At 71.4% G+C, this 22,245-nt stretch carries 15 protein-coding genes and 1 pseudogene; 14 read left to right on the top strand and 2 right to left on the bottom strand.

The features are described from left to right. Window positions 1-4 precede the first annotated feature (4 nt). The 8 genes from BLT23_RS03510 to BLT23_RS40515 are packed head-to-tail and all read left to right on the top strand — an operon-like array spanning window position 5 to window position 8,762. Window positions 5-460: a phage tail protein gene (locus tag BLT23_RS03510; protein ID WP_143035801.1), complete on the top strand. Its 456-nt coding sequence runs from the start codon at window positions 5-7 to the stop codon at window positions 458-460. A gap of 16 nt (window positions 461-476) precedes the next feature. Further along, the gene (locus BLT23_RS03505) at window positions 477-947 is read left to right on the top strand and encodes a phage tail protein (RefSeq protein ID WP_090045481.1); all 471 of its coding nucleotides are present in this window, start codon (window positions 477-479) and stop codon (window positions 945-947) included. Continuing rightward, window positions 944-1,819: a LysM peptidoglycan-binding domain-containing protein gene (locus tag BLT23_RS03500; RefSeq protein WP_090045479.1), complete on the top strand. Its 876-nt coding sequence runs from the start codon at window positions 944-946 to the stop codon at window positions 1,817-1,819. Before BLT23_RS03505 ends, BLT23_RS03500 begins: the two co-directional genes overlap by 4 nt. After that, the gene (locus tag BLT23_RS03495; RefSeq protein WP_090045477.1) at window positions 1,816-4,200 is read left to right on the top strand and encodes a phage baseplate assembly protein V; all 2,385 of its coding nucleotides are present in this window, start codon (window positions 1,816-1,818) and stop codon (window positions 4,198-4,200) included. Before BLT23_RS03500 ends, BLT23_RS03495 begins: the two co-directional genes overlap by 4 nt. An 11-nt stretch (window positions 4,201-4,211) precedes the next feature. Beyond that, window positions 4,212-4,619, top strand: a complete 408-nt coding sequence (locus tag BLT23_RS03490) for a GPW/gp25 family protein (RefSeq protein WP_245743521.1) — start codon at window positions 4,212-4,214, stop codon at window positions 4,617-4,619. Continuing rightward, on the top strand, window positions 4,619-6,574 hold the full coding sequence (locus tag BLT23_RS03485; protein WP_090045475.1) for a putative baseplate assembly protein: 1,956 nt from the start codon (window positions 4,619-4,621) through the stop codon (window positions 6,572-6,574). Before BLT23_RS03490 ends, BLT23_RS03485 begins: the two co-directional genes overlap by 1 nt. Next, a complete protein-coding gene (locus tag BLT23_RS03480; protein WP_090045473.1) occupies window positions 6,571-7,110 on the top strand; it encodes a phage tail protein in 540 nt (179 codons plus the stop codon). Before BLT23_RS03485 ends, BLT23_RS03480 begins: the two co-directional genes overlap by 4 nt. Then, window positions 7,107-8,762, top strand: a complete 1,656-nt coding sequence (locus BLT23_RS40515; protein WP_176946567.1) for an NADase-type glycan-binding domain-containing protein — start codon at window positions 7,107-7,109, stop codon at window positions 8,760-8,762. The genes BLT23_RS03480 and BLT23_RS40515 overlap by 4 nt, the downstream gene beginning before the upstream one ends. 10 nt (window positions 8,763-8,772) lie before the next feature. Here the strand turns inward: BLT23_RS40515 and BLT23_RS03470 are convergent, their stop codons facing one another. Then, entirely contained in the window at window positions 8,773-11,484 is a 2,712-nt protein-coding gene (locus tag BLT23_RS03470; RefSeq protein ID WP_143035800.1) for an AfsR/SARP family transcriptional regulator, read from the bottom strand. Between the two features lie 191 nt (window positions 11,485-11,675). Between BLT23_RS03470 and BLT23_RS03465 the strand changes: the two genes are divergently transcribed. From BLT23_RS03465 to BLT23_RS41525, 3 genes and pseudogenes are all read left to right on the top strand, one after another. After that, window positions 11,676-12,926 carry a COG1470 family protein gene (locus BLT23_RS03465; RefSeq protein ID WP_090045469.1) on the top strand — a complete coding sequence of 417 codons (1,251 nt, stop codon included), beginning with the start codon at window positions 11,676-11,678 and terminating at the stop codon, window positions 12,924-12,926. A gap of 92 nt (window positions 12,927-13,018) precedes the next feature. Next, window positions 13,019-13,642, top strand: coding sequence for a response regulator transcription factor (locus tag BLT23_RS03460; RefSeq protein WP_090045467.1), 624 nt, complete (start codon window positions 13,019-13,021; stop codon window positions 13,640-13,642). Window positions 13,643-13,766: 124 nt separating this feature from the next. Continuing rightward, window positions 13,767-15,293, top strand: a pseudogene (locus tag BLT23_RS41525) (PucR family transcriptional regulator); the annotation flags it as partial. A 66-nt stretch (window positions 15,294-15,359) separates the two neighbouring features. On the opposite strand, the gene BLT23_RS41520 reads toward BLT23_RS41525, so the two are convergent. Beyond that, complete coding sequence (locus BLT23_RS41520; protein ID WP_245743519.1) at window positions 15,360-16,517, bottom strand: lytic transglycosylase domain-containing protein; 1,158 nt, start codon at window positions 16,515-16,517, stop codon at window positions 15,360-15,362. Window positions 16,518-16,924: 407 nt separating this feature from the next. Between BLT23_RS41520 and BLT23_RS03445 the strand changes: the two genes are divergently transcribed. The 3 genes from BLT23_RS03445 to BLT23_RS03435 all read left to right on the top strand — a co-directional run bounded on the left by BLT23_RS03445 (window position 16,925) and on the right by BLT23_RS03435 (window position 21,557). Next, window positions 16,925-18,391 carry an NAD(P)/FAD-dependent oxidoreductase gene (locus tag BLT23_RS03445; RefSeq protein ID WP_090045462.1) on the top strand — a complete coding sequence of 489 codons (1,467 nt, stop codon included), beginning with the start codon at window positions 16,925-16,927 and terminating at the stop codon, window positions 18,389-18,391. Between the two features lie 389 nt (window positions 18,392-18,780). Further along, the gene (locus BLT23_RS03440) at window positions 18,781-20,121 is read left to right on the top strand and encodes a glycoside hydrolase family 10 protein (RefSeq protein ID WP_090045460.1); all 1,341 of its coding nucleotides are present in this window, start codon (window positions 18,781-18,783) and stop codon (window positions 20,119-20,121) included. Between the two features lie 74 nt (window positions 20,122-20,195). After that, a complete protein-coding gene (locus BLT23_RS03435; protein WP_090045458.1) occupies window positions 20,196-21,557 on the top strand; it encodes a glycoside hydrolase family 43 protein in 1,362 nt (453 codons plus the stop codon). Window positions 21,558-22,245: the final 688 nt, after the last annotated feature.

Here is a 22,245-nt window from a genome sequence, read left to right as displayed (position 1 = left end):
CGCCTTGACGGACAGGATGTCACTGGCGCACGGCATGGCCCACCGGTTCGCGGTCACCGCGGGGGCGCACGACCTCGGGTCGTGGTCGAAGGTGGGTGGCCTGTCGGTGAAGTGGGACGTCGCCGAGTACCGGCGGGGCAGCTCCGACCAGGTGGTCCGGTTCGCGGCGATTCCGCGCTACGAGCAGGTCAAGCTCAGCCGGGCGGCGGACGCGGCCGGGACGGCGGCGGTGCAGACGTGGCTCGCCGACGTGCAGGCCCGCGGCGGGGTGCCGGAGGAGGGCGCCGTCGAGATGACGACGTCCGGCGGCGTGCCGGTCGCGGTGTGGCACCTGCGGGAGATGTTCCCGGTCGGCTGGCAGATCAGCGAGTTCGACGCGTCGTCGAGCAAGGTGGCGGTCGAGACTCTGACGATCGTCCACGGTGGATTTCTCGGTCCCGGTCAGAAGGCCACACGGTGAGGGCACGGAGCACGGCATGAGCGATCTCGGAGCGCGCCCGGTGATGGGCATGTCCATGCGGTTCAACGTGACGGTCGGCGGGGTGAGCCTGGGCGACTGGGCCTCCTGCGCGGGGCTGAAGGTCATGGCGAAGCTGCACAAGGCGCACGACCCCGGCCAGTACGGGTACCAGCGGATCATGTTCGCGGACGTGGACTACCAGGCGATCAAGCTCAAGCGCGCGATCGACTCGTCGTCGGCGCAGGTGCTGAGCTGGTTGCGCGGCAAGTGGTCTCCCTACGGGCAGCCGGGGGCGCTCCACCCGGCCGTCAGCGGGTTCCTCGGTGACGACGCGACGATCCAGCTGCTCGACTCCGAGTGGCGGGTGGTCACGTCCTGGGAGCTGCGCAACGTCTACCCGGTGTCGTGGACCGGTCCGGACCTCGACGCCGACAAGGCCGGGGTCGCGAAGGAGACGCTGGAGCTCGCACACGAGGGGTTCCTGTGATCGGGCTTCCTGGCAAGGTCGTCTCCGACGTCACGAACGTCCTCGGTCTGGTCACCGGCAACGCCAAGGCGACGCTCGTCGCCGAGTCCGGCGCCGGCTGGCCGGTGGTGTTCTCCGTCAACCCGTCCGAGGTGAGCCTCAAGAAGAAGAACAGCACCGAGGGCAACCGCGCGGTCGTCACCCACAGCTTCCAGGACGCCCTCAAGGGCACCAGCAACATCCGGCTGGAGCTCTCCGGCGCCCAGGTCCTCGGGGCGGTGACGACGCAGAAGGCGGTGGACCAGCTGATCGCCTGGGCGACGCCGGTGCGGATCAGCACCGCCGCCGCGCTCGAGCTCGGTTCCTACACCGCCGCCGAGAAGCTGGCCGGCGACATGGTCGCGCGGGCGGACCGGGCGAGGGGGCGGACGGCGGGGACCGGCGGGACGGCGGAGGTCGCGACCAAGAACCCCGTCAAGGAGATGGGGGCGGGCCCGGTCTTCTACCGGCTGCCGGTGCTGCTGTTCAGCTGGGGCATCGCCGGTCCGATGGGACGCAACGCCAAGGTGGCCCTGGAGAGCGTCAAGGTCAAGTACAAGCGCTTCGACGAGTTCGGGGTGCCGGTGTGGGCCTCGTTCGACCTGACCCTGGTCGAGTACACGGCTCCGAAGCCGTTCACCAACCCCACGTCGGGCGGTGTGCCGGGACGCACCCGGCACGTGGTCTGCCAGGGCGAGAACGTGGTGCAGATCGCCAACCGCGCCTACGGCAGCCCGCACGCCTGGCGCCGGATCGCCGAGGAGAACGGTCTGGACGACCCGTTGCGCGTGCGGCCCGGCCGGTCGCTGGCGCTGCCACCCGCGAACGAGAACCCGGAAGGACAGCGACGATGAGCGAGCCGGTGGAGACCGTCGCGAACGGTGAGGCGACGGGACGTCCGAGCGTGACGGTCGCCGGGTCACCGCTGCGCGACGAGGTGTCGGCCCGCCTGCTGCGCACCGTCGTGGACAACGACTCGCACCTGCCGGGCATGTTCGAGCTGACCTTCCTCGACCTCGACGGCTCCACGCTCCGCAAGGCGGGCCTCGCGATCGGCACAGCGGTCGAGATCGGCGGTGCCGGTCCGGCGGGTGAGTCCCTGGTGCTGCTGGCCGGGGAGGTCACGTCCGTGGAAGGGCTGCTGACCGGGATGACGATGCGCACCGTCGTGCGCGGCTACACCCGGGAACACCGGCTGCAGCGGGTGAAGCGCAGCCGCAGCTTCGTCAACGTCACCGACTCCGATGTCGCACAGCAGATCGCGACGCAGGCGGGGCTGGTGGTGGGGACGATCGTCCCGAGCACCGTCACGCACGCCTACCTCGCGCAGGTGAACCAGACGGACTGGGACTTCCTCGACGGCAGGGCGCGGGAGATCGGCTACGAGTTCGGCGTGACGGCGGAGGGGTTCCACTTCCGCCCCGTCACCGGCGGCACGGCGACCGCGCCGCGCCCGGTCGCGGTGTCCTACCCGGACAAGCTGATCAGCTTCCGGCCGCGGATCACGGCGGGCAACCTCACGCCGGACGTCGAGGTGCGCACGTGGGATCCGATGGCGCGCAAGGCCGCCGCCCAGGTCGTGACCAGTCCGGACGGCGGCGAGCACTCGCCGGGCGCGCTGGCGGGCAAGTTCAGCGGGGGCGGGCTCGGCGGGGCGGTGCGCGGCGCGGTGGGGGCGGCGCTGTCCGGCGACCTCTCCGGGGCGGCGAGCGGGCTCTCCGGGGCGCTGTCGTCGGCGGGAGGGATGCTCGGGTCGCCGGTGGGCGATCTCGGGCCCGCGCCGAGCCCCACCGCGAACGTCCGGGTGGGCAGCCCCTTCGCGTCGGTCACCACCATGCCGGTCACCGGACCGGTCGTCGCCGGCGCGTTCGGCACGGACGCCGCCAGCACGTTCGCCGAGGCGGAGGGCGAGGTGAAGGGCAACGCCGCCGTGCAGCCCGGCGCCTGGGTGGAGATCTCCGGTGTGCAGGAGGTGTTCTCCGGTGCGTGGCGGGTGTCGCGGGCCAGGCACGTGTTCGACGAGTCCGAGCACGGCTACCGCGTCGTCTTCTCCGCGCACGGCAGGCAGGACCGCTCGGTGGTGGGGCTCGCCTCGAAGGCGTCCGCCGGGGAACGGACGCTGCTCGGCAGCGTGGTGTGCGGGGTCGTCGCCGACTGCGCCGACCCGCTGGGCAAGGGCAGGGTGAAGGTCACGCTCCCCTGGCTCTCCCCCGAGTTCGAGACCGACTGGGCGCCCAACGTGCAGTTCACGTCCGGGCAGCGCACGGGCGCGAGCTTCCTGCCGGAGGTGGGCGACGAGGTGCTGGTGGCGTTCGAGTTCGGGGACGTGCGGCGCCCCTACGTCCTCGGCGGGATGATCAACGACCTGACCACGTGGAACGTCGCGGCGTCCGGGCCGGTGTTCGCGGGCGGGCCGTTCGCGGTGACGGCCGCCGCGGGCGTGCAGTCGGGCGACCTCAGCAGCTTCCTCGGTCCCGTGGGCGGCGGTCTCGGCGGCACCGGTTCGCCCATGCCGGGAATGCCGGACATGCAGGGCATGGGCGACCTCGCGAGCGCCGCGGGCCTGCCGGACATGCCGGACCTCTCCTCGGCGCAGGGCCTGCAGGGCATGGACCTCCCGTCCCAGGCCGGTTCCGTCGTCACCCCCGGCCTGGTGAGCGAGATCCACCACCGCGGTTTCGTGTCGAGCACCGGGAACTCCTTGCTGTTCTACGACATCCCCATGCCGCTCGGTGGCGGTGCGGGAGGGGCCGGCTCGCCCGCCGCCGGTGGGCTCGCCGGTGCGGGGCTCGACGCGGGCCTGAGCGCGGCCTCCTCCTCGGGCGGTCCGATGGGCGGCACGGCCGGGCTCGACGCGGCCGGGTCGCTCGCGGGCGGGCTCGGCGGGGCGGGCGGTGGCCAGGGCGGCGCGGCGGGACCCGGTGCGGGCGCGCTCGCGTCCGCGGCCAGGCTCGGCAGCCAGAACGGCGAGATCGGCCTGACCGTCGACCAGGTGAACGCGGGCGTGAGCCTGAACGCCTCGCTGGTGCCGGGGGTGTCGGTGTGCCCGATGCCGAGCGTGTCGATCACCGCCGAGAACGGCCTCGTCTACCTCGGCGCGGGGCAGAGCGGCGCGGCCGTGATCAACGCCGGCACCGCCATGGGCATCGTCGCCCAGGGCACCATCACGCTCACCGCCGAGAACGTGAACGTCGTCGGTCTGCTGACGGTCAACGGCGTCCCCATCCCGCTCTGACGGAGGTTCTGGTGATCGACGACGAGTTCGTCGGGCGGGGCTGGGCGTTCCCGCTCGACGTGACGGCCAACGGCACCATCGCCACCCTCGGTGGCGCGCGGAAGCTGGAGCAGGCGATGGCGCTCGTCCTGCGCACCTACCCGGGCGAACGGCCGTTCCGGCCCGCGTTCGGCTCCCGGTTGCGCGACTTCACCTTCGAGGGCGCGTCGGTGGACGTGCTCGCGGCGGTGGAACGGGAGGTGCGGACGTCGCTCGACCTCTGGGAACCCCGCGTCTCCGTCTCGGACGTGCTCGTGCGCGCCGACCCCGACCAGCCCAGCCTGCTCCTGATCGACATCACCTACGTGGTGAAGGGCGAGAACGACGAGCGCAACCTCGTCCACCCCTTCTACACGATTCCCGAGGAGGGCGACTACTGATGGTGCTTCCCGCGCCCACCCTGGACGACCGGCGGTTCCAGGAGCTCGTCGACGACGCCAAGCGCTTCGTGATGCGGCGGTGTCCCGAGTGGACGGACCACAACGTGTCCGATCCCGGCGTGACGCTGATCGAGGCGTTCGCGTTCATGACGGAGCAGCTGTGCTATCGGCTCAACCGGGTGCCGGACCGGCTGTACGTGAAGTTCCTCGAGCTGCTCGGCCTGCGGATGTTCCCGCCCACCCCGGCGGAGGTCCCCGTCACCTTCTGGCTGTCCACGCCCGCGCGCTCGCCGCTGGTGATCCGGCGCGGCACCACCGTGTCCACGACGCGCACCGAGAGCGAGGAGGCGATCGTCTTCTCCACCGCCGCCGACCTGGCCGTCACGCCGACCTCGATCACCGCCGTGCGGCGGGTGCGGCAGTCCGGTGTCGGCAGCGAGAACCAGACCACCGCCGTCGAGATCGGGCAGGAGTTCGAGGCGTTCAGCGACCCTCCGGAGCTGGGCGACACGCTCCTGATCGGCCTGCTCGACCCCGCGCCCGCCTGCGCGGTGCGGATCGACTTCGACGGCGCCGTCTCCGGTGTCGGCGTGAACCCGCTGCACCCGCCGATCGTCTGGGAGGCGTGGACGGGCGACGGCTGGGCCGAGTGCGAGCTGACCACCGACGAGACAGCGGGCCTGAACCGGCCGGGCCGGGTCGTGGTGCACCTGCCCGAGGGGCACGAGGCGAGCGTCATCGACGACCAGCGCGCGGGCTGGCTGCGGATCAAGGTGGTCGAGCCGCTGCCGGGCCAGCCCTCCTACAGCTCCACCCCCGTGGTCCGCTCGCTGCACGCCGGCACGGTCGGCGCGACGGCCCGCGCGGTGCACGGCGAGATCGTCGAGTTCGAGGAGCTGGGCGAGTCGGAAGGTGTTCCCGGACAACGGCTCTCGCTCGCCAAGGCCCCGGTCCTCGCGGGAGTCCACTCCGCCGTGGTGGAGGTGTCCGACGACGAGGGCTGGCAGGAGTGGACCGCGGTCGACGACTTCTCCGCCAGCGGCGCGGACGACCGCCACTTCGTGATCGACTGGGTCTCCGGCGAGATCTCGTTCGGTCCCGCGATCCGGCTCCAGGACGGTTCCCTGCGGCGCTGCGGTGCCGTGCCACCCCAGGGCGCCCGGATCAGGGCGCGCAGCTACTACCACGGCGGTGGCGGGCGGGGGAACGTCGCCCGGTTCGCGATCGACACGCTCAAGGCGTCGATCCCGTTCGTCTCCGGCGTGACCAACCTGCACCCGGCGTCGGGCGGGGTGGACGGGGAGACGCTCGCCGAGGCCAAGGCGCGCGGACCGATCATGCTGCGCACCCGCAGCCGGGCGGTCACCGCGGAGGACTACGAGGCGATCTCGCGGGAAGCCGCGCCGGAGGCGGCCAGGATCCACTGCGTCACCGCCGGGGAAGACGACGTCCCGCACGGGGCGGTGAAGGTGCTGGTGGTGCCGGCGGCGGCGCAGCGGTCCGGCGAACTGCTCTTCGCGGACCTGGTGCCCGGCCCGGCGACGCTGGAACGGATCGCGAACCGGCTCGACGAGGTGCGGCTCGTCGGCACGCGGGTGCTCGTGGAACCGCCGCGCTACCGCGGTGTCACCGTGGTCGCCCGGCTGGTGGCCCGGCCCCGCCTCGACACCGAGGAGGTCCGCGCCCGCGCGCTGGAGGCGCTGCACAGGTACCTCAACCCGCTCGTCGGCGGACCGGACGGCACCGGCTGGCCGTTCGGGCGGCGGGTGACCCACGGCGAGGTTTTCGCGACCCTGCAAGGGGTCCGCGGTGTCGACATCGTCGAGGACGTCCGCCTGTTCGGCGCGAACCCCGTGACGGGCGAACGTGGTGCGGAGACGATGCTGCTGCCGGTGGGACCGGGCGGGCTCGTGTTCTCCTACGACCACCAGGTGCGGGTGGAGGAGTCGAGATGACGCCGCCCGGCGCGGACCTGCTGCCCACCCCGTACCCGCTGATCGGTTTCCTGCCGGCGGTCTTCGCGGAGAGCGACTTCACCGTGCGCTGGACCACCGGGTTCGACGACGTGCTCGCGCCGCTGATCAGCACCATCGACTGCGTCGACGCCTACCTCGACCCGATGCTCGCCCCCGAGGAGTTCGTGCGCTGGCTGTCGAGCTGGTTCGGGGTGCTGCTGGACGAGAGCTGGCCCCTGACCGCGCAGCGGGCGGTGGTGGCGGAGGCAGTGGACCTGTTCCGGATGCGCGGCACGATGGCGGGCCTGCGCAGGCACCTGTCCGTCGTCGTCGACGGCGAGGTGGAGATCCACGAGAGCGGCGGCACGTCGTGGTCGGTGCGTCCGCGTCCCGAGCCGCCGACGGACGTGGAGCACTGGGTGCGCGTCGTGGTCCGGCCGCGTGATCCGCGCGTCCTCTCGGAAGAGGCCGTCGCAGCGGTGATCCGTGCGGCCAAACCCGTTCACGTCGCGCACACCCTGGAGGTGATCTCGTGATCGTCTGCAGGATGTGCGGGAACCACAACGACGACGCGCACGCGTTCTGCGGGGACTGCGGGCGTTTCCTGGAGTGGAACGGCGACAAGGTCGCGCCGCCGCCCGAGGTGGTCGTGGTGGTCGAGGAACCGCCTCCGCCCGTGGAGGAGAAGCTCACGTGGTGGCAGCGCGTGCGCCGCAAGGTGGCCGCCTGGCTGCCGGAACGGGTGCGGGTCGAGCCGCGCCGCAAGGCCGCGGCGGCCGTGGCCACCTGGACCTCGGAGGCCGAACCCCCGCCGCCGCCCGCTCCCGCGGCTCCCCCTCCGGGCGCGCCACCGCCCCCTCCCGGCCCGCCACCGCCACCCGGTGCCGCGAAACCCCCTGGCCCACCACCACCTCCCGGTGCGGCGAAGCCACCCGGTCCCCCACCGCCCCCTGGCGCGGCGAAGCCACCCGGCCCGCCACCACCCGGAGCGGCGAAACCCCCTGGCCCGCCGCCACCTCCCGGTGCCGCGAAGCCACCCGGTCCACCCGCTCCGCCTGGTGCGGCGAAACCGCCCGCTCCGCCCGGTGCCGCGAAACCACCGGCTCCACCAGTTCCCGGTGCTGCGAAACCGCCCGGCCCACCGCCGCCACCCGGTGCGGCGAAGCCACCGAGCCCACCACCGGGCACGTCTACACCGCCCGCACCTCCCGGTGCGGCCACACCCCCAGGAGCCGCGAAACCACCAGGATCCACCGCGCCAGCCCCGCCTCCCGGTGACGTCGAGGACCCTCCGGACCCCGACCTCGTCGCCGCGCTGGCGCAGCCGGTGACCGGGCGGGCGGAGGCACGGGACGAGACGCCGGAGCTGAAGCCCGCGCCCGCGATCCGCAAGACACGGGCCATCGTGCGCACGAAACCGAGCCGCCGGCTCGAACCCGACGACCTGGTGTGCGCGGCGTGCGGCGAGGGCAACGCCCCGAGCCGCAACTTCTGCAGCCGCTGCGGCGAGTCGCTCGCGGACGCGGGCGTCGTGAAGCTGGTGTGGTGGCGGCGGTTGTTCCGGCGCCGCACCAAGCGCTACCAGCTGGGCACCCGTCCCGGCGCCAAGGGCACCCGCAGCCACCGGACGTGGGTCGTGAAGATGACCTTCCGCCGCATCCGGGCGGTCCTGGTGCTCGTCGGTCTCCTGCTGACGCTCGTGTACGCGCTCTACCCGCCTTTCCGCGCAACGGTCATCGACAACACGCGGGCGCTGTACCGCAAGGTGGTCCCCACCCTGGACCCCGTGCGGCCGTCCACCGTGTCGTCGCTGACCGCCTTGCCGGAGCACGACCCGAAGCTGCTGGTCGACACCTACAACAACACCTACTGGATGACCGAGCTGGGAGGCGGCAAGCCGAAGATCACCGTGCGGTTCGACGAGAGCTACCTGCTGCGGGCGATCATCCTGCACTCCGGCGCCGCCGAGACGTTCAGCGAGGACGGCAGGCCGTCGATCCTGCGCCTGACGTACAACACGGGCAAGTCGGAGAACGTGCTGCCGGTCGACACCAGGGGCGCGCAGACGCTGGAGCTGAAGAACGCCACGCTTGTCACGTCGGTCACCATCGAGGTGGTCGACGTCTACAGCGGGACCGAGCGGCAGACCGTCGCCATCAGCGAGATGGAGTTCTTCGCGCTGAAGTGACGGTGCCGTCTCAGCACTCCGCGACCAGGTCCTGGTAGGCACGCCAGGCGCGGAGCGCGCCGTCGGGGTGTCCGGCCCGGCGGCGCGACTCCGAGAGCAGCGACCACAGCCGGTGGTCGAGCTGGTCCACCGCGAGAGCGCGCTCGCACAGGTCGATCGCCGCCGCGGCGTTGCCCCGGTCGAGCTCCAGGCGCGCCAGCGCGGCGGCGACGCCCGCCGTCTCCCCGCGCAGGGTCTCGCGCCGGGCGAGCACCCACTCGGCGTTGCCCTCCTCCGCGAGGTACTCGCCGCGGTGCAGGTCGAGCAGCGTCTCCGCGATCTGCCGGGCACGGGCCAGGTCGGTGTGCGGCGGCCTGCTCCTCCAGCGCCGCATGGCGTCGCCGAACTCGACCACGTCGACGACGGCCTCCCGCGGCAGCCTCAGCAGGTAGGAGCAGCCCTGCCGGGCGATCTCCGCGTCCGGCACCCGGTCCTTCAGGTGGGTGCGCAGGCTGGAGATGGCGACCTGGAGGCGTCGTTTGGCCGACTTCAGCGGCGTGTCCGGCCAGAGGACAGCCACCAGCCGTTCCTCGTGCAGCGGCTGCCCGGCGTGGGCGGCGAGGACGCGCAGCACCCGCCGGGCCTGGGCGCGCAGCCCGCCGAGGTCCACGGGAACGCCGCGGGCGGTCAGCTCGAACCCGCCGAAGCACCGGATGGCCACGGGACGGTCCGCCACCGGTGCCGCCGCGGGCACCGGCCGCAGATGTGCCGGGCTGTGCGGGGTCCTGAGCCGTTCGACGATCGACCGGCAGTTGTGCCGCGCCATCGCCTGGTCCCACGCCCAGCCGGGGGCGTTCCTGCGGAGGTCCGGCTCGTCCGCCTCGATCAGCTCGACGAGATCGCCCACCAGGGCGCGCAGCCACATCTCCAGCAACGGCGCGTCCATCCGCCGCAGCCGCACGAGTGCCGTCCGCACGATGCCCCTGTCGTGGGGGAGGTTCGCGCGGATCTCGCCGATGAGCAGCAGCCAGACCGCGAACGCCCAGCTCCACGTGTCGCCGGCTTCCTCGCACTCCGCGAGGACCGCCCGCGCGTCCGCGCAGGCCGCCGCGTCGAGCACGGCCGTGGCGGCGCGGGCGAACCGGGCGAGCCACAACCAGCCCTCGGCCTCCGCCTCAGCGGCGAGGGCGTGGAACTGGGCCACCGTTCCCTTGCCGTGCAACGCCGTCTCGATCGTCGTGACGAGGATGCGCGCGCCCAGCGAAGTGAAGGGGTCGCGCGCGCCCGCGAGCGGCCGGGCGAGCTCGACCGCCATCTCCGTGCGGCCGTCGACCATCGCCGCGACCGCCCTGGCGAGGGTCCACACCGGTGTCGCCGTGGGCACCGTGCGGCCCACCAGGGTCGACGGCCGGGTCCGCAGCGCGAGCACCAGGCTCGCCAGGACGTCCGTCGCGACCGGTGACGCCGGGGCGGTGACGGGGATGTCGCCCAGCCAGTGCGAGAGGTACGCCCGTTCCTCGTCGCACTCGCGGCGCAACGCCCCGTCCGGCAGGCGCGAGGCCGCCTCGGTGTAGAGCTCGTGCGCCTGCGCGAACCGGCCCGCCGCGCGGAGCCTGCGCGCCTCGGCGAGCGTGCCCCACGGGTCGCCGTGCCGGGGCGCCGGTACCCCGTACTCGTGGGCGATCCGTGCGGCGGTCACCCAGTCACCCGCGCGTGCGGAGCAGCGGTGGGCGTCGTCCCACCGGCCCGCCTCGCTCAGGACCACCGCGGCGGTGAGATACGCCTGGCTCGTCAGCCGGGTGCCGTACCGCTCGGCGAGGCGCCGCTCCAGCAGCTCCCGCAGGGAGGTGTGCAGGCGGTACGCGCCGTCGCCGAGCCGGAACACCATCGGCTCCCGCGCGGCCAGCTCGGCGAGCAGCTCCGCCGAGTCGTCCCTGCCCAGCAGGACGTCGCACATCGGCCCCTCCAGCACGCCGAGCGGGCTGACGTCGACCAGCAGGTCCCGCAGCCCGGCGGGCAGCGGGTCGACCACCTCGCGCGTCAGGAACTCCCGCAGGCGTTCGGAGCCGCCCACCGGGTCGGCGAACACCGCCTCGGCCTGGTCGGCGCCGAGCAGCGAGATGTCCATCCGCAGGAAGACCAGCGCGGCGGCGAGCCCGTCGACGCGATGGCACAACGACTCCGGGTCGGCGGGCACGCGCACCCCCGCCGACTCGAACAGCCGCACCACCTCGTCCGCGCCGAACCTGAGGTCGTCGAACCCCGTCCGGTGGACCGGTCCCGGCACGTCCGTCAGCCGCAGGTCGCGCACGTGCCGGGCGGTCACGACGAAGCGGACGTCCTCAGGTGCCTCGGTGACGAGGCGGTCGACGAGGTCGCGGTCGGCGGTGTGGGTCAGCGCGTGCACGCCGTCGAACACCACGGTCAGCGGTTCCTCGAACCGTTCCAGCGCCCTCAGGAGCGCGTCCGCGCCGGCGGCCTCTGTCCCGGCGAGGCGGCCGAGCACGCGGGCCAGCTCCCCCGGCTCCGTGGCCGGGCAGTCGACCGCCACGCGGGGCCGCTCCGCGTCCGCCAGCAGGTGCCGCACCAGCACGGACTTCCCGGCGCCCGCGGGTCCGGTGACGAGCCTCAGCCGTGCCGTCTCCGCGCTCCGCAACGTCCTCAGCGCCTCCCGCCGGGGAAGGGTGCCGCTGAGTCTCGATCTCGGGATCGGGCTGGCCAGGCTGACGTGTCTCGGGCGCATGGCTGAACGATCCCGCCGATCGCCCGCGACCTCACGCGGCAAAGTGCCCATACCGCTCCCACCGGACGGGGCAGGTCGCACATCGAGTCCACTCGGGCACACTTCGCTGCCCCGGGGTGAACGGCTCCGGTGTCCCGGTGTCAGGCCGTCGCGGCCCTGACCGCCGCACGGAGTTGCGTCACGCTGTCGGCATGGCAGTCAGCGCCACTCTCCGCACGCCCGAGGTCGTGGTGGCACCGGGCGGTGCCGGACGATGCCACGTGGTGGTGCGCAACAACTCGGCGGTCGTCGACCAGTTCGCCTTCTCGGTCAGGGGCACGGCGGCGGACTGGACGCAGGTCCGGCCGTCCGTGGTCAACCTGTTGCCGCAGCAGGAGGTCAGCGTCGAGCTGACGTTCCTGCCGCCCCGGTCGCACGAGGTCCGCTCCGGTGAGCACCCCTTCGCGCTCCAGGTCACGTCCCGCGAGGACCCCGGCGGCTCGATCGTCCAGGAAGGAACGGTCACCGTTGAGCCGTTCGTGGAGGTGGAGGCGGCCGTCGTGCCGGTCACGTCCACTGGGCGTAGGTCCGGCAAGCACACCGTGGCGCTGGACAACCTGGGCAATCACCCGTTCCGCGTAGAAGTGTCCTGTGTGGACGCAGACGCGCTGTTGTCCTTCCGGGTCTCCCCCTCCTACCCCGAGCTCGCGCCGGGGACGACGTCGTTCGCCCGCATCCGCGCACGGCCGCACAAGTACTTCTGGAAGGGCGAGGACAAACACCTGCCCTTCACCATCCGCGTGCTGGTCCCCGACTCGCCGCCGATCGAGATCGAGGCGGCCTACGACCAGCGCGCGCTGGTCCCCCAGCGGGTGTTCTGGCTGGTCTCCATCCTGTTCGGCCTGCTGATGGTGCTGGTGATCATCGTCACGATGATCCTGCGCCAGCGTCCCGCGACGATCGCGGGTCCCGCGCCGACCAGGACGACGACGGCGAGCTCCGCCCCCAGCTCCACCACGTCGTCCCCGGTCCCGTCCTCGACGGCGGCGGCCACGACCACCCGCGCGCCGGTCGTGCCCGCCGCGCCCGCGGTGACGAGCTCCGCGCCCGCACCGGTCACCTCCACGTTCGTGATCGACACCCAGGTGTTCCCCAACGTGGGCGGCGGGCCGCAGCGGTTCTCCTACGTCGTGCCGGACGGACCGCGGCGGCGGGTGATGTCGGTGAAGCTGCGCAACCCCCGCGCGGACACCGGTGTCCTGCGGATCATGCACGAGTCCGCGGTGATCGGCGTCGTCGACCTCGCCGTCGTCAACAGGGACGGCAACGCCCCCGCCGTGTTCGTTCCCGACGACCCTCCCCTCCTCGCGCCCGGCGACCGCGTCACCCTCGCCGTCTCCTGCACCAACCAGCGTGATCCCTGCACTCCGTCCGGGGAGTTCACGGTGGCGCTCGTCCGCTGAGACCGGCCGGCGACTCCGGTGTTGAGCCCGCGTTGAGCGCGCCCGCCACAGTGGTGACGCGGCAAGCGATCTCGTGGAGCCCAGGAGGAGACATGCGCCGGATTCCCGTTCACGTGACGTCCACCGACCCCATCCTGAAGACCGGGGTCACCGCCCAGCTGAGGTCACGTCAGGAGATCGAGCTGGTGGCGGGAGACGACCTCGGTCCGCAGGTGGTGTCCGTCGTGGTCAACGACATCGCCGACGACAACGTCCTGCGCCTCGTGCGCGAGGTGAGAGCGCGCTCGGGCGGCCAGGTGATCCTCGTGCTGTCCGTCATCGACGACGGCGCCCTGCTGTCCGCGATCGAGGCCGGTGCGCGCGGCGTCGTCGCGCGGGCGGAGGCGACTCCCGAACGGCTGGTGTCGGCGGTCACCCAGGCCACCGAGATGAGCGGCGTGCTCTCGCCGAAGCTCGTCGGCAGGCTGCTGGCCCAGGTGAGCAGGCTGCAGAACCAGGTGCTCGCGCCGAAGGGCCTGAAGTTCACCGGGTTGTCCGAACGGGAGGCGTCCGTGCTGCGGATGATCGCGCAGGGCATGGAGGTCAAGGAGATCGCGGCCCAACTCTCCTACTCCGAACGCACGATCAAGAACGCGCTGCACGACGTGGTCAACCGCTTCCAGCTCCGCAACCGCACCCACGCGGTCGCGTTCGCCTTGAAGGAAGGGCTGATCTGAGCGGTGACGCCGGGATCCGCCGTAACCGGACGACCGATTTGTCGTTTCCCCAGTGGAAGTAACGGCTTCCGAGCGCACCCGGTCACCAGGGTGGCCGGGTTGTCCTACGCTGCCGGGAGGCGACATGCCGTTGACGTTGCGAGACCTGCTCGCTTTCGGTTGTGGCGGCGACCACGTCGCGGTGACGGCGGAACGCTTGTCGGACCGTCCGATCGCCACGGCCGCCGCGGTGGCGGGCATCGAGGAGATCGGTGAGGTCGGACCGGGCACGCTCGTGTGCTCCGACGACCCGTCGCTGGCCGCCGACGAACCCGGTTTCGTCACGGCGCTGCGGCTCGCCGCCGAACGGCGGGCGGCCGGTCTGCTCGTGCCCGGCCGCCCGGAGTCGGTGCCTCCCGCCGTGCTCGCGCTGGCGAACCACCTGGACGTCGCGGTCGTGCTGACGGACGCCGGGGACAGTCCCGAGCGGATCGTCGCGATCATGAACCTCCTCCTGCCCGCCACCACCTCCGCCGACGCCGCGGTGATCGGCATGGTGACCCGCAGGCTGCACCAGAACCTCACCGACGCCGAGGGCATGATCCGCGTGCTGACGACGGTGCTGCGCCTGCCGGTCGGCGTGGTCGACACCCAGCTCCGCGTGGTGGCGGGAAACCTTCCCGCACAAGCGTTGCGCGACCTGCCCCGCGGCCTGCGCGGCAGGTCGGCGCGGCAGCAGGTGCACGCGGTCGACGAGGACTCCCTGCTGGTCGTCCAGCCGATCCGGCTCGCCCCCGCGAGCCCGGTGAACCTCAGGATCGCCGCCGTGGTCCCGGCGGTGCCCGCCCTCGCCAGGACGGTGAGCCAGGCTCTGGTCGTGGCGGCCTGGGCGTTCGTCGCCTACCTCGCGACGGTCTCGCTGACCCTGGAACGGGAAGGCGGCAAACGCGCCGCGCTGCTCACCAGGCTTCTCGACGAGGCGGAGGCACCGGCCGCGTACGTGCTGGAACGCGCCACCGCCGCCGGCTGGCGGCTCGACGGCGTGCACACCGGGGTGCACGTGCGCGCGGACGGGGGCGACGTGACGCCGTCGTTCCTCTCCTACCGGCTCGGCGAGGCGCTCGTGTCGATCGACCGGACGTCGACCCCGCTGCCGGACGGGGACGGGTGGTCGTTCTGGCTGACAGATCTCGACGACGAGCAGGAGGCCAGAACCCTGACGGCTCTGCGCACCGCGCTGCTGGAGGTGGAACGGTCCTGTGAGGGTGTGCGGATGCGCGCCGGGATCGGGGCTCCGGGCGAAGGCACAGCGGGAATCCGCGACTCCCTGGTCGACGCCCGGCTCGCCTGCGCCGTGGCCCGCACGCGGGAGGAACCCGGTGCGGTGGAACGGGTCGGCAGCTCCAGCGCCACCCGGTTGCTGATCCACCACTACGTCACCGACGCCCAGCTCGGCTTCGCGCGGCAGCTGCTCGGCCCTCTGCTCACCGCGGACCCGTCAGGACAGCTGCTGCGCACGCTGGCGTCCTATTTGGACAGGCAGTCGTCCGCGACCGGTACCGCGGTGGACCTGGGAATCCACCGCAACACCGTGCTGCAACGCCTGGACCGCATCCGTTCGCTGGTCCCGGTCGACCTGACCGACCCGGACGAGCGGCTCGGCCTGCACCTCGCCGTGCGCCTGTTGCTGAGGCAGTCCCACCCGGCACCGGCCGCCCTGCCTGGCACCGGGAGACCGTCAGCGGGGAGGCAGGCACTGCTCGCGGTCGGCCGGACCGGCGGGGAGCAGCGGAAGTCCCAGCAGCCCGCCCAGAAGCCCGGTCGCCTGCTCGGTCACGTGCACGACCACCCCGTTGACCACGCACACCGTCGTGCCCAGAGTGCCCTCGACCAGTTGCGCAAGCGCAGCGTCGGGTGACCGGACGGGCGTGGCCGGCCCCGGTGCGGGCACTTCCGCGGCAGGAGGCGGATCGGCGGGGAGCTGCGGCGCGGGAGGAAGCGTGACAGGAGGCGGGGGAACGGGGGTGGGCAAGGCGATGACGTCCGGCGCGGGCTTGACCGGCTCGGGCGCCGCGACGACCTCCTCCGCCGCCGCCGTCGTGTCCGGCATCGCCGAGACACCCTTGCGGTACAGCTCCATCCACTGCCGGACGGTGTTCAGGTAGTGCTCGGAATGGTTGTAGCTCAACACTCCTGACCGCAACCCGGCGGCGGTGGAGAGGTCCCTGCCGTTCGCGCAGAGATACCGTCCGGCCGCGACGGTGGCGTCATGGACGTTGTGCGGATCGCTTTTGCCGTCACCGTTTCCGTCGGACGCCCACCGGCGCCAAGTGCCGGGGATGAACTGCATGGGCCCCACAGCGCGGTCCCACGTCACGTCACCGTCGTACGCGCCGCCGTCCGTGTCGCGGATCGCCGCCAGCCCGGGACTGCCGTCGAGCCGCAGGCCGATGATCGGGCTCAGCGTCCTGCCCGTGGCGTCGACCCGGCCGCCGCGCGCGTGGTCGGACTCGACCTTCCCGATCGCGGCCAGCAGCGTGGCGGGAAGGCGGCACTCCGGCTGTGACTGAGCGAGCCGCAGCGCGGCTTTCTGGTAGGCGGTGTGGAGAGTGGCGGGAATTCCCGCCACCGGACCGTTGACGGCCGGTTCCACCCTGCCGACGGGAGCGATGCCGGCGGGAGCGACACCGGCGTCGGGCAGCCGCCGGACCTCACCCTGCTCCCCCGCCGGTGCGGGCAGGTCCAGCACGTCGGCCGGTTCCTCCCGCTCCACCGGCGGCTCGGTGCCGCCCTTCGAGGGCTGCGCGGGACCGAGCACGGCCGCGGTGACCGAGAGCGCCATCGCCACCGCCATCCAGGGCACGTGACGCGGCCGGCGTGCGATGTCATCGTTCATGACGGCGAGTAGAGCACCGGCGCACCACGGGGAAAACGGCATGGAGCCGATGGTGCACACCAGGGCAGCACATGCGGTCCCGGCCCTGACCTCACCTTTGCCCGTCGGTGAAAAACGGGGACTCCCGGCCGTTCGGGAGAGCCTCTCCGGCCGGAGTGTTCACCAGACCACGAACGTGCCGCCGCAATGACCGGTTCAGTGGAAATCGGGCGAGGTCCGGTTGCCGTTTCGCCATTGACGTTCACCTTGACGGTGCCGCGGTTTCCCCGATCAGGCGATCGGCGTTGTTCGCCTTGGCCGGCCGGGCTATAAATGGCGACGGAGCGGCTTGAGCCGGTCCGCGGAAAAGCCATGAACGGGCACCGCCCGGAATACGCCTTCGACCGCCTATCGTGGGGACAACTCGAATGACGACGTTCGGCGCGGTTCGCGTTCTGGTGGTCGGCGGCGGTCCGGCGGGGTCCACCGCCGCCACCTTGCTCGCCCGTGAAGGGCTCGACGTGACGCTGCTGGAGAAGGAGGTCTTCCCGCGCTATCACATCGGCGAGTCGCTCCTTCCCGCCCTGCTGCCCGTCCTGGACCTGATCGGCGCGCGCGAGAAGGTCGAGGCGTTCGGCTTCCAGTTCAAGGGCGGAGGCCATTTCTCGTGGGGCAACGAGGCGTGGGACCTCACCTTCGGCGACCTCCCCGGATGGGAGGCCGACTATTCGTACCAGGTCACCCGCGCCGATTTCGACCACCTCCTGCTGGAACACGCGAAGAGCCAGGGCGTGAAGGTCGTGGAGGGCGCGGAGGTGAAACGAATCGAGTTCGACGGCGACCGTCCGCGCGCGGCCGTGTGGCGTCCGGCCGACGGCAGTGCCGGCGAGCGGGAAATGGCGTTCGACCATCTCATCGACGCTTCGGGCCGGGCGGGCCTGATGGTGAACCGGCACCTGCGCTCACGTCGTTTCCACGAGACTTTCAAAAACGTCGCCGTCTGGGGCTACTGGTCCGGCGCGAAAGAGTTGCCGATCGGTCCCAAGGGCGCGATCGCGGTCTCTTCCGTCCCCCACGGGTGGCTGTGGGGAATTCCGCTGCACGACGACCGCCTCAGCGTCGGACTGGTGACGCACCAGACGGACTTCAAGGCCAAGCGCGACAGCGGGCTCGACGTCGAGCAGATCTACCGCATCGGTCTCGAGGAGTGCCCGCTGGTCGGCGATCTGCTGTCGTCGGCCGAGCGGGTCTCGCCGTTGCGCGTCGAACAGGACTACTCCTACACCGCCGACCGGTTCTGCGGTCCCGGCTACTACCTCTGCGGCGACTCCGCGTGCTTCCTCGACCCCCTGCTCTCCACCGGCGTGCACCTGGCGATGTACAGCGCGACGCTCGCAGCGGCCTGCCTGGCCAGCACCGTGCGGGGTGAGTTCAGCGAGCAGGTCGCGTCGGACCACTACGAGGAGACCTACCGCAACGCCTACCTCCGCTACCTGGTGGTCATCTCGAACCTGTACCAGCAGTACCGGGGCAAGGAGTCGTACTTCTGGGAGGCGCAGCGCCTCACCCGCCGGGACTGCACCGACGCGGACATGAAGCAGGCGTTCACCGAGATCGTCTCCGGGATCGAGGACCTGCGCGACGCCAGGATGACGCTGGAGGTCGCGCTGGAGGCGGTCACCAGGGCCCACTCGCACATGGTGTCGGTGCGGCGGAAGCGCCCGGCCGGCGGTCGGCCGGTCACCATGCAGGTCGGTCAGGACGAGCTGACGCAGGCCAGGTTCAAGCTGTTCAACTCCGGGAAGATGGGCTTCTTCACGCCGGAGGACGTGCGGTCCTCCGAGCTGTACGTGGTCACCGAGCCGCGGCTGGGGCTGGCCCGACAGGAACGCTGACCTGCCCTTCCGCTCACGAACAACGCGCCGAGTGTTAACGCTCACTTCGGCCGCGACCTGCACCGTTCGACTGTTTCGAAACATTCGACGTCGTTCGACGTGCGGTTTTACCCTTATCCGGCGCCCTCTTCGGCCGTTCGGCCCATTTCTCATGGTCAGTCGCGGTCACCTTCTTGTGAACGTAAACATCGAGCTGCAACACTCCTGCACGCCGCACTCGCAGTCGTAGGTCAAGCAGCTCACCACCCTCCGCACCGCGGGTGACGGAGACGCACCACCACAGCGATTCCGCGCGCACGAGGGCTCCGGTACCGCCGCACCGGAGCTCCCGCCGGCGCGCACCATCCATCACGCCCGCATTCCGGGCACGTCCGGTGAAAGTGTGGAAGATGAAGCTGACATCGAGGTCGGTCTCACTCGTCCCGATCATGGCAACAGCACTGGCGGCGGCCCTCGGCGCCGTGCTCGTCGTGTCCGCTCCGGCCAACGCGGCGACCACCCTCGGCGCTGCCGCCGCGCAGTCCGGCCGCTACTTCGGCACCGCGGTCGCGGCCGGCAGGCTCAGCGACCAGACGTACGTGAACATCCTCAACACCGAGTTCAACATGGTCACGGCCGAGAACGAGATGAAGTGGGACGCGACCGAGCCCAACCGCGGCCAGTTCAACTACTCCGGTGGTGACCGCATCCTCAACCAGGCCGTGGGCAACGGCAGCCGCGTGCGCGGGCACGCCCTGCTGTGGCACCAGCAGGAACCGGGCTGGGCGCGGAGCATGGAGGGATCCTCCCTGCGCCAGGCCATGATCAACCACGTCACCCAGGTCGCCACCCACTACCGGGGCAAGATCTACGCCTGGGACGTCGTCAACGAGGCGTTCGCCGACGGCGGCAGCGGTGGCCGGCGCGACTCCAACCTCCAGCGCACCGGCAACGACTGGATCGAGGCGGCGTTCCGCGCGGCCCGTGCGGCCGACCCCGCGGCGAAGCTCTGCTACAACGACTACAACACCGACGGCATCAACCCGAAGTCCACCGGCATCTACAACATGGTGCGCGACTTCAAGGCCCGCGGCGTGCCGATCGACTGCGTGGGCTTCCAGTCCCACCTCACCAACAACGCGCCGTCGGACTACCGGGCGAACCTCCAGCGCTTCGCCGACCTGGGCGTCGAGGTGCAGATCACCGAGCTCGACATCGCCGGGAGCAACCAGGCGAACGCCTACCGGGACGTGACGAACGCGTGCATGGCGATCCGGGCCTGCACCGGCATCACCGTCTGGGGCATCCGCGACACCGACTCGTGGCGCACCGGCGAGAACCCCTTGCTGTTCACCGGTTCCGGCGCCAAGAAGCCCGCGTACAACGCGGTGCTCGACGCGCTGAACGCCGGAGGCCCCGGTCCCACCACGACGACCACGACGACGTCGAACAACCCCGGCCCCGGTGGCTGCACCGCGTCGGTGTCGCTGAACCAGTGGAACGACGGGTTCGTGGCCTCGGTCAAGGTGACCGCGGGCTCCAGCGCCCTGCGCGGCTGGCGGGTCACGGCCACCCTCTCGAACGGCACGGTGACCTCCTCCTGGAGCTCGAACCGCAGCGGCAACAGCGGCGCCGTGACCTTCACGAACGTGGACTACAACGGCTCCGTGCCCGCGGGAGGGTCCACCGAGTTCGGCTTCCAGGGCACCGGCAGCGGAGCCGGTCTCAACCCCTCCTGCACCGCCACCTGACCGTTCCGCAGCCCACAACCGGAGGAGACTCCGCGGCCGGTGCCGCGGAGCCTCCCCGCCCTCGGGAGACGACGATGGCCACGAGAAGAAGGTTCTGGACGACCGCCGCCGCAGTGGTGGGCCTGGTCCTGACCGTGATCACCCCCGCGAAAGCGGACAACCCGATCGTGCAGCACATCTACACCGCCGACCCCGCGCCGTTGGTCCACAACGGACGCGTGTACCTCTACACAGGACACGACGAGGACGGCTCGACCTGGTTCACCATGAGGGAGTGGCGGGTCTGGTCCTCCGCCGACATGGTCAACTGGACCGACCACGGCTCGCCGATGAGCCTCGCCACCTTCAGCTGGGCCAAGCAGGACGCCTGGGCCGGACAGGCGGTCGAGCGCAACGGCAAGTTCTACTGGTACGTCCCCGTCGTCACGAAGGCGACCGGCCGCCCCGCCATCGGCGTCGGTGTCTCCGACAGCCCCACCGGCCCCTTCCGCGACGCGCTCGGCAGGCCGCTCGTCGAGAACGGCGAGATCGACCCGTCCGTCATGATCGACGACGACGGGCAGGCATACCTGTACTGGGGCAACCCGAACCTGTCCTACGTCCGCCTCAACGCCGACATGATCTCCTACTCCGGTGGCATCAACCGGATCCCGCTCACCACCGCGGGCTTCGGCACGCGCACCGGTGACCCGAACCGGCCGACCCTCTACGAGGAAGCCCCCTGGGTCTACAAGCGCAACGGCCTGTACTATAACGTCTTCGCCGCGAAGTGCTGCTCGGAGTTCATCGCCTACTCCACCGCGCCCGGCCCCACCGGCCCGTGGACCTACCGCGGCACCGTGATGCCCACGCAGGGGAACAGCTTCACCAACCACCCCGGCATCGTGGACTTCAAGGGCGGCTCGTACTTCTTCTACCACAACGGCGCCCTGCCCGGCGGTGGCGGATTCACGCGCTCCGTCGCCGTCGAGAAGTTCAGCTACAACGCCGACGGCACCATCCCGACCATGAACATGTCCACCACCGGACCTCCCCCCGCGGACACCCTCAACCCCTACGTCCGCCAGGAGGGCGAGACCATCGCGTGGGGCAGCGGCGTCGAGACCGAACCGTCGAGTGAGGGCGGCATGAACCTCAGCCACCTCAACAACGGCGACTACGTCAAGCTGAAGAACGTCGCCTTCGGCAACGGCGCCAGGACCTTCACCGCCCGCGTCGCGTCGACCGTCGCGGGAAGCTCCATCGAGGTCCGCTCCGGCGGCCCGACCGGTGCGCTCGCCGGGACCTGCTCGGTGCCGAACACCGGCAACTGGCAGACGTGGACCACCGTCTCCTGTGCGGTGAACGGGCTGACCGGGACGCGCGACCTCTACCTCAGGTTCACCGGCGGCGGCAGTTACCTGCTCAACGTGAACTGGTGGCAGTTCAGCGCCTGATCCTCCACGTTCGACAGAGCAGCTCGTCCGCGGACGCCGGGATCTGCACGACCGCGATCCCGGCGTCCGCGCGGGCTGCGTCGAACGACGTGGTGCACCGACCGCATGATCATCCCGGCCAGGTACGGCGGCGCATCCACACCGACGTCGTATCCCGCTGGGACGACATCATCGGCAGGCCGGTCACAGCTGGCCGTCTCGGGCGAACGAGTTCCTTTCAGTTCGCAACCTCAGGTCATCTCCATGTCCACTCGACCACGGACAGTGGGCCGCCACGATGGACTTGAACGGAACCGCGCCGGACTCCTGCGGTCTCATTTTCGCGCTCAGCGATTTTCGGCTCTTGGGTTCACGCAGAAGCCGTGCCTCACAGAAACGCTGCTGTCCGTGGACGCGCAGATCGCGGCGCTCGGACAGGCCCCTGCTCCCTACCTCGGCAAGAACCCGTGGCGGTTCTCCTGTTTGCGGGTAGGCTGGGTCGGGAATCCTCTGAACCGGCAGGGTGTCGCCCGCCGTTCCCCACCGATGACCCGGCGTCGGAGACCGGCGCCAGAGGTACGGGCATCGTGAGAGTCCCCCCAGAACGGTCGCGTTGACCCCAGCCGGACCCGACGCCCCCCAACGGGCCGGAATTCCGGTCATCCCGAGTTCCTCGCAGTGTCGGCGGATTCGCCCGCACCCACGTCCT

The sequence above is a fragment of the Lentzea fradiae genome (assembly GCF_900100955.1).
Lineage (GTDB): Bacteria > Actinomycetota > Actinomycetes > Mycobacteriales > Pseudonocardiaceae > Lentzea > Lentzea fradiae.
This window is presented reverse-complemented; position numbering and strand designations above follow the sequence as displayed.